Origin of the sequence: Methylobacterium sp. E-005 (genome assembly GCF_022829725.1) — a bacterium.
GTDB lineage: Bacteria > Pseudomonadota > Alphaproteobacteria > Rhizobiales > Beijerinckiaceae > Methylobacterium.
In genome coordinates this window covers 1-6972 of sequence record NZ_JAKSYG010000046.1, presented here as the reverse complement: position 1 = coordinate 6972, position 6972 = coordinate 1, and the positions used below count along the sequence as shown (strand labels likewise).

At 71.6% G+C, this 6972-nt stretch carries 11 protein-coding genes and 1 pseudogene; 6 read left to right on the top strand and 6 right to left on the bottom strand.

What is annotated here, in order from left to right; translation table 11 throughout:
- Window positions 1-624 precede the first annotated feature (624 nt).
- Both MKK88_RS04525 and MKK88_RS04520 read right to left on the bottom strand, forming a co-directional pair.
- On the bottom strand, window positions 625-1665 hold the full coding sequence (locus tag MKK88_RS04525) for a helix-turn-helix domain-containing protein (RefSeq protein WP_243997410.1): 1041 nt from the start codon (window positions 1663-1665) through the stop codon (window positions 625-627).
- Between the two features lie 272 nt (window positions 1666-1937).
- Entirely contained in the window at window positions 1938-2117 is a 180-nt protein-coding gene (locus MKK88_RS04520; protein ID WP_243997409.1) for a hypothetical protein, read from the bottom strand.
- A gap of 217 nt (window positions 2118-2334) precedes the next feature.
- Here MKK88_RS04520 and MKK88_RS04515 point away from each other — a divergent pair, with 217 nt between their 5' ends.
- The 5 genes from MKK88_RS04515 (at window position 2335) to MKK88_RS04495 (ending at window position 4077) form a co-directional block, all read left to right on the top strand.
- A complete protein-coding gene (locus MKK88_RS04515) occupies window positions 2335-2511 on the top strand; it encodes a hypothetical protein (RefSeq protein ID WP_243997408.1) in 177 nt (58 codons plus the stop codon).
- Window positions 2512-2513: 2 nt separating this feature from the next.
- The gene (locus MKK88_RS04510; RefSeq protein WP_243997407.1) at window positions 2514-2756 is read left to right on the top strand and encodes a hypothetical protein; all 243 of its coding nucleotides are present in this window, start codon (window positions 2514-2516) and stop codon (window positions 2754-2756) included.
- A 78-nt stretch (window positions 2757-2834) separates the two neighbouring features.
- Window positions 2835-3191, top strand: a complete 357-nt coding sequence (locus MKK88_RS04505; protein ID WP_243997406.1) for an energy transducer TonB — start codon at window positions 2835-2837, stop codon at window positions 3189-3191.
- 88 nt (window positions 3192-3279) lie between these two features.
- Window positions 3280-3480, top strand: coding sequence for a hypothetical protein (locus tag MKK88_RS04500; protein ID WP_243997405.1), 201 nt, complete (start codon window positions 3280-3282; stop codon window positions 3478-3480).
- Window positions 3481-3816: 336 nt separating this feature from the next.
- The gene (locus MKK88_RS04495) at window positions 3817-4077 is read left to right on the top strand and encodes a hypothetical protein (protein ID WP_243997404.1); all 261 of its coding nucleotides are present in this window, start codon (window positions 3817-3819) and stop codon (window positions 4075-4077) included.
- 58 nt (window positions 4078-4135) lie between these two features.
- Here the strand turns inward: MKK88_RS04495 and MKK88_RS04490 are convergent, their stop codons facing one another.
- The 4 genes from MKK88_RS04490 to MKK88_RS04480 form a co-directional block, all read right to left on the bottom strand.
- Window positions 4136-4306, bottom strand: a complete 171-nt coding sequence (locus MKK88_RS04490) for a hypothetical protein (RefSeq protein WP_243997403.1) — start codon at window positions 4304-4306, stop codon at window positions 4136-4138.
- 150 nt (window positions 4307-4456) lie between these two features.
- The gene (locus tag MKK88_RS04485; RefSeq protein ID WP_243997402.1) at window positions 4457-4954 is read right to left on the bottom strand and encodes a DUF2721 domain-containing protein; all 498 of its coding nucleotides are present in this window, start codon (window positions 4952-4954) and stop codon (window positions 4457-4459) included.
- A 132-nt stretch (window positions 4955-5086) separates the two neighbouring features.
- The gene (locus MKK88_RS33730) at window positions 5087-5209 is read right to left on the bottom strand and encodes a hypothetical protein (protein ID WP_279602073.1); all 123 of its coding nucleotides are present in this window, start codon (window positions 5207-5209) and stop codon (window positions 5087-5089) included.
- A 54-nt stretch (window positions 5210-5263) separates the two neighbouring features.
- Window positions 5264-5644: a hypothetical protein gene (locus MKK88_RS04480; RefSeq protein ID WP_243997401.1), complete on the bottom strand. Its 381-nt coding sequence runs from the start codon at window positions 5642-5644 to the stop codon at window positions 5264-5266.
- A 980-nt stretch (window positions 5645-6624) separates the two neighbouring features.
- On the opposite strand from MKK88_RS04480, the pseudogene MKK88_RS04475 reads away from it, so the two are divergent.
- Window positions 6625-6972 (top strand): annotated as a pseudogene (locus MKK88_RS04475) (porin family protein); the annotation flags it as partial.

Genomic DNA, 6972 nt, shown 5'->3' with positions numbered 1-6972 from the left:
GGAGCCGCCTCACCCGCGTCTAGTCGAGAGCGCCCCCTCCGTCCGTCTAGCGTGTCTCGCATCTAGCCATGGCGGTAGCACCGGTTACCGACAGCGTGCAACCAGGTCCTGGGTTTCCCGTAGGCGGAATGCCCCTGGGTGGGCGGAAGGGAGGGCACCGACCCTCCCCCCCCCCCCCCCGACACAGGACAAGGTCCGGCACCGGACAAAGTTCGGCACCGGACAAAGTCCGGCACCGGACAAAGTCCGGCACCAGGGCTCTGCCCTGGACCCGCGAAAGGGCTCGCCCCGGACCTCTCACGGTGTTGGGCCGAGCGCGTGGCGCGCGATGGGCGCCTCCGGGCCATGACGCGCGCGCCCTGTCCCGGACAGGGGGAGCGCAGCAAAACCTGATCCGGGATCCAGCAGAGGAAAGCCGCGCCGGCGGCTCGGGTCGATCCGGATCGACGCTGCGCGCCGTCCTGCGCTGGATCCCGGGTCGCCTTCCGCTGCCGCTGCATGCGCCCGGGAACAGGGTCCGTGCAGGTCGGCTCGACGCCATGCCCCGGGTCTCAACCCAACAGCCTGAAAGGGCTGGGGCGAGACCGTTCGAAACCACGCTCGGCGCCCCCGCCAAACAGGCTCTCAGGCGGCCAGCCGGAGGACCCAGTCGTAGAAATCGGGCCAGCTCTCCGTCGGCGCAGGCCGGTCCGGGGCCGCCTCCGGCGGGGACGGGGCCGGCGCCTGAGCCCGGACGTCCCGGGGCGCGTGGCCGAAGGCGGCGCGGAAGGCCTGGGCGAAATGGGCGGGGCTCTCGAAGCCCCAGCGATAGGCCACCTCCGAGACGCGGGCGCCGCGCCCGTCGCAGGCGGCGAGGTCCTGGTAGGCGCGGGCGAGCCGGCGCTGACGGATATAGCCGGACACGCCCCCGAGCGGCGCGAACAGGCGGTACAAGGCGCTGCGCGAGAGCCCGAACTGCCGGCCGAGCGTCTCGGCGTTCAGGCCGGGAGCGGCCAGTTCGGCCTCGATGAACCGCCGGAGGATGAGGAGGAGGGGAGCGCCGTCCGAGGCGCGGCCGACCCGCTCTTCCGCGGGCAGGCCGGAGACCGCCGCGCCGAGCAGCATGGCCGTCGCCTGTGCGGCCGCCGTGGCCTCCCGCTCCGAGAAGCCGGGGGCGTGCGCGCCGAGGGCGCGCAGATGATCGTTCAGCATCCGTCCGAACGGGGTCGCGCCGCGAATCACCTGACCGTGGAGCGCGTCGAGCGCGCCCTGATGCGGCCCGAAGAGCCCGCGCGGCAGCACCACCGTCAGGGCCTGATAATCCGTCGAGCGGGCCGAGAGGGGCCGTGACAGGTCGAGCAGGCAGATGTCGCCCGGCTCGCATGCCTGCTCGCCGCCGCCGACCGCGACCCGGGACCGGCCGGACAGGCGCACATGCGCCAGGACATGATCGACGCCCATGCGCGCCACGAGGGCGCGGTCGCGGGTGAACTGCAGCCCCGAGGCGCTGGCCCGGCAGAGGATCGCGTTGCCGAGATGCCGGACATGCGAGCGCCCGCGGAACTCGGCCAGATCCTCCTTCCGGATCGCGAAGCTCCAGAACGGCGCGACGGCATCGCGCCAGGCCGCGGCCTGATGAAGACCGGGGCGCTCGTCCTCGAGTTGCAGAACTGAATTCGACCGCATCGCCCGGGTGATTCACTCCCCTGCCGGAGTACTCGTCGGGACGGATCCCTTACAGGATGTCGGGTTTCAAAGAAAATAGGCCGCGGCCGCCCGGGGATCGACCCTCACTCCAACCGGCCTGCGCCGCCGCGCACCGCGGGAGGACGGATCCTGCCGCACCCGATCCGCAGGGCAGGCCCGATACGAAACGTCCCGCGCGCCGGAGGGCTGCGGGACGGAAAGTTGCACGGTTGTGAGGATCGGTGATGTCGACCCTCATGGTTAACGGAGCGTTACTTGCCGCTCGGCGCCGCACCGCTGCCCGTGGCGCCGTTGCTGGTGCTGTTGTCGCCCGCGGGAGCGCCAGACGTCGAGGTGTTGCCGTTGGGCGTGCCCTGGGCAGCGGCGATTCCGGCGGTGCCGGCGACGAGGGCGAGGGCGAGCAGGGCGGACTGGACGGTACGGCTGGTCATGGGGCTCCTGACTTCCGATCGGAACTGCGAGGGGCTGGCAGAGAGGGCGGCATCGGCCGCACTGATCTGGACAACGACCGGCCGCCGCGTGCGTTCCGGGATCGCCCCGCCGATATTGGCCAACCAATTCGTTCGTCGCGACATTTTCGACCGGGAACAGCCGTGCGGCCCCCAAGCTTGCCTGTAAAACGGCGGGGCGGACGGGCGAGGGCATGACGTGAAGATCTTCCGGATCATGCAGGCGGCGACCGGCGCGGTTGTCTGGATCGGCGCGGCGCTCGACCCCCTGACGGCCCTCGACGCGATGGCGGGTGCGGCCGGCTACCGCAACAGCGCCGCCATCCCGCCCCACCTGCGGGCCGGCGGCCTTCATGTCGAGGAAGTGGAGGCCTGATCATGACCAAGCTGTTCATCGCGCAGGTGCGTGACGCGCGGGGGGAGAAGCCCCTGGTCACGGTGCGGGCGGAGGCCGAGGGTGAGGCGCGCCTGTTCCTGACCGCCGCCTATCCGGATGCCGAGATCGCCGCGATCGCGGAACCCAGCGACTGGACGAGCGACGCCGATACCGGAACCCGGTCCGGCGACATCCGCGAGCATCCGGGCGTCGCGTGGCAGATGCCCTCCAGTCTGGCGGGCTGAGCGCTCCGACCCGCCGATTACCGACAAGTGTAGCGGCTTCCTTCAGGAGATCTCAGCGCGAAACGCGGAGGCTGCGGTATGTCGTCCGTCGATCCGACACCGCGGCTCTTCGCGGCCGCGGCTGCCCTGACCGGCACCGGGATCCTGATGTGCCGCACGGAGCCGTCCTGGGACGGGATCCTGCTCGGCCTGCTGTGTCTCGGCCTCTGGGCCCTCGGGACCCTTGCGGCACGGCCCTCGCGGCCCGCGAGGCCGGCGCGACCGTTGATGCTGGAGGCCGTCGTCGTCGAGACGCCCCGGGCCCCGCCGGAGCTGCTGCCTGCGCCCCGCCCCGCCGCCGGCCGCGCCGCCGTTCCGCTTCTCGCCACCCGCCCGCCCGAAGTGCCGACGCACCGGCAGCGGGTGGCCGAGCGCCATACGCGCCGGCGCCGCTAGGGCCGGCGCGCATCCACCCCTCGCGAGCTTCTGCCGCAGTATCGATGCGGGCCGCCCCGCGTTGCCGGGAGCCAACCCAGGAGACAGCATGGCGGACAAGGCTGACGTGACGACCTACACGGTGAAGCAGGCGCTGGCCGCCCGGGTCGCGGATCACATCGAGATCGCGGTCGAGACCCAGGACGGTACCAAGCTGAAGCTCAAGGCGACCGCCGACCAGCTGGACGCCCTGGTGGGCGATCTGGAGACCATCCTGGACGCCGACGACACGGAGGGCGAGGCGGCCTGAGCCCGTCTCCCGCCGAAGCCGGGCGCCCGGCTGACAAGGGCCGGCCCTGAACCAGGAGCGGCCCCCGATCGGGGCACGATCGGGGGCCGCTGCCGTCGACGGGCCCCGATTCCGGGCCGGGGAGGGGGCCTTCCCGATCAGGACGGTTCCTGGGCACGATACCGGACAGACGGTTCTTGGGACGATAGTTTCTGGTATAGCTCAGTTCAGATGGATGGATCCGAGGGGTTCTCCCGTGTTCGGCTGCGTTTGCGCGCGCGGGAACGGCGAATCCTCGGCCTACCGAATCTGGGCCCACAGAGCCGCGTAGGCCCCGTCACCGGCCCGGAGAGCGCCATGACCGCGAGCCCACCGCCGGCCTCCTATCGCCTGCAATGCGTCGTGCATCGGGAAAGCGCGAGCGGCATCATCATCCACGACGAGCAGATTCACGCGCCGTCCGAGGCGGCGGCCGTGACGGAGGCGAAGGCACGTTTCGCGCACCTGCTCGCCGGCCGATCGGGCTCGGCCGCCCTGCGGGATCCGGCGGGCCGGGTCGTCTGGTCCAGACGGCAGGCCCCCCCCTCCGGGGCGAAGACGCCTGAAACCGAGGGATAGCGGCGTCGCGCCGGGAGCGCCCTCCGGTGGACCGGCCTCCCCTTCGACGCCGAGCGCCCTAGCGCTGCGGCTCCAGGTCGATCACCGGACCACCCAGATCGAAGAGCTCCTCGTCGGACAGACACCCGTCGTCGAGTTCGATCTCCTCCCGGCGCCGGAACGAGACCGCCGACAGGACGCCGAGGGAGAGCGCGCCGGCCAGGAGGGCAACCAGGATCGCAACGGTCATGACGAACCCCCCGGGTGCGGCCTGCGGCATCAAGCACCGACAGGATTAAGGCCGGGTTCCCGCGACGACGCAAGGGAAACGCGAGGGAAACGCGAGCCGCCGCGGCGCGGGTGGGATCAAACCGCACATCGGGCCGGATGCGGGGCGGCCTCACCGCCCCTCCGGCACCACGTCCTGCTGGCGGTCGACCTCGTCGCGCACGCCGCGGCCCGCCATCAGGATCTCGGTCATGAAGGCGGCGATCGCCGCGACCGTGCAGAGCAGGGCCGCCCCGAAACAGGCGAACAGGACCGAGGCGGCGGCGCCGTCGCGCAGCGCCCCGACGAACAGGGTCAGCACAGCCAGGCCGATCAGGCAGCTTCCGAGCGAGGCGAGGGCGACCGCCACGTCGAGCATGAAGGAGCGCCGCCGCAGGAAGGTCAGCCGGCGCGACAGGCGCCGGGCCTCGGCATCCGTCGCCTGCGCCTGCTCGATCCGGGCGGCTTCCGCCGAGAGGGCGTCGACCTTGTCGGCGATCCGGCCGAGGCGGGTCGAGAACACGTTGAGCAGCGTCGCGAGGGCCGAGAGCAGGAAGGCGGGCGCGAGCGCGACCTGGATGATGTGCGCGATGCTGTCAGGCTCGGTCGAGCTGAGCGAGAATCCGAACATCCGGCGCTACGCCCGCTCGCGTGTCACGCGTGACACGCCGCCTGGGCAGCACCCGGGGCCGGCTCGGAGGGGGAATCGGGACGGCAGCATGCCGGCAGGGTCACCACAGGATGCCCCGCCCGCGCAAGCCGGTCACCGAAGCCGCCACACCCGCGGATTGGTGGCGACGGCCGCCAGGACAGAGTAGGCGAAGCCGAGCGGCGCCCCGTGGGCCACGACGGCGATGTCGATCCAGACCGTCAGGAGGGCCAACATCGACAGCAGGGCGACCGGTTCGTGCGCTTCTCCGAAGCGAGGGTCGCCGTGCCATCACGGGGCAGGGGGCCGCGCCTGCACGATGATGGCCGCCGGCACCGAGCGCCGGATGCAGGCGAGCGACGCCGCCAGCGCCGCCCGGTTCAGGAACGGCCCGAACACCACCGGCGCGTCGCCGGGGGGCGTCGCCGCGAAGGTGTCGAGCGCGTCGACCCGGGCCGTGAGGCCACACTGTCGGCCCGCTCGGGCGACCGCGGCGTCCGCGGGGGTCGGGGCCTCGGGGCCGAGATAGCGCGACAGGAGCGTGCTGCGGACCGAGCCGGCATAGATCCACCAGCCGATCCTATCCGCCTCGACCGCTCCGGCCGCCTGCGGCCGCCCCAGGAATGCGGCGGTGAGGAGCGCGAGGACCAGGCCTGTCCGGAGGGGCCTCACCGCGGCGCCCGCTCGATACGAATCTCTCATCCTCGCCCCGATGCCCGATCCGGCCCCTCGTCAGGGTGCCGCCGCGTCCCGCGGCAATCCTTGCGGATCGAAGATCCGCCGCACAAGCCCTGACCGAAAGCCGGTTCTTTCGCGATGCCGGGCTGAGCGCTCGGCGCGGAACCGGCGCCCTGGACGCAACACGAGGCGCACCCGTTCCTCTTCCCCGGGCCCGGGGGTGAAGGCGGAACGCAACCCGGAAGCCCGCCCGCGATCCGCTGCCGCCGCGCGGTCCATTCGCCTCCGCCGGCCCGCTGCCGCTTCTCCACAGGCGGTCCGCCACCCGCACGCGATCTGCGACCGGCGGCAGACCGCATGGGGCCGGACCGACCAGCCCAGGAATCATGACATCGCGGCGGCACGACGCTGTGGAACTCCGGCCCGCCAAGTCCAGATCGGCCCAGGGACAGATTTCCGGCGCAGGGCGGTGGCCGCGATCACTGAACACAACCCCGCGGCGGCGCTCAGGCCGGCGGATGATCACCGCAATGCTCGGATGGGGCGGGGTGGCGGCCGGCGGGAGAGGCGCCGAAGACCGGGGAGACTGGGTTCATCGCGCAAGGGCGGCCCGCGGGGGCGAGGCGTCAATTAATGTTAACCGCGCCCGGCAGGGATCGGCGGCCTTGCGAGCCGCCGTCCGGTAGGATTTAAAAGACCCCGAAGCTTCCTGGTTGGTCCTGGGAACGTTCACGAGCGAACTCAAAGCCCCGCGCGCGCGTCAGCGCAGCGGGGCTTCTTGTTGGTGGGCACACCCGGATACGCGTCCTCATCCGCCCAGCAGCAATCTCATGGGGGATGTGCCCCAGCGCACTTGATTATTGGGCGTCCGAAAACATCAAGCTCGGCTGTTGCAGCGTTGCACTATCGCGCGGCATCAACCTGTCGTTCTGTGGGCCGGTACACATCCCGCCTAACGGGAGACAGAGGACCAGATGATCAAGAAGCTTCTTCTCGCCAGCGCCGCTACGGCCCTGCTGACCGGCGCCGCCTCGGCCGCCGACCTGCCGCGCCGCGCCGCCCCGCCGCCCGTGTTCACCCCCGTGCCGGTGTTCACGTGCTCGGGCGCCTATTTCGGTATCAACGCCGGCTACGCGTTCGATGTCAGCAGCAACAACACCTCGAGCTTCGCCGTCCCGGCGCCGTACGGCAACGGCACGACGGCCTATTTCGGCCAGAACAACCAGGAAGGGTTCAGCGGCGGCGCCCAGATCGGCTACAACTTCCAGCTGACCCCGGGTAACGGCGTGGTGTTCGGCGTTGAGGCCGACGCCCAGTACCTC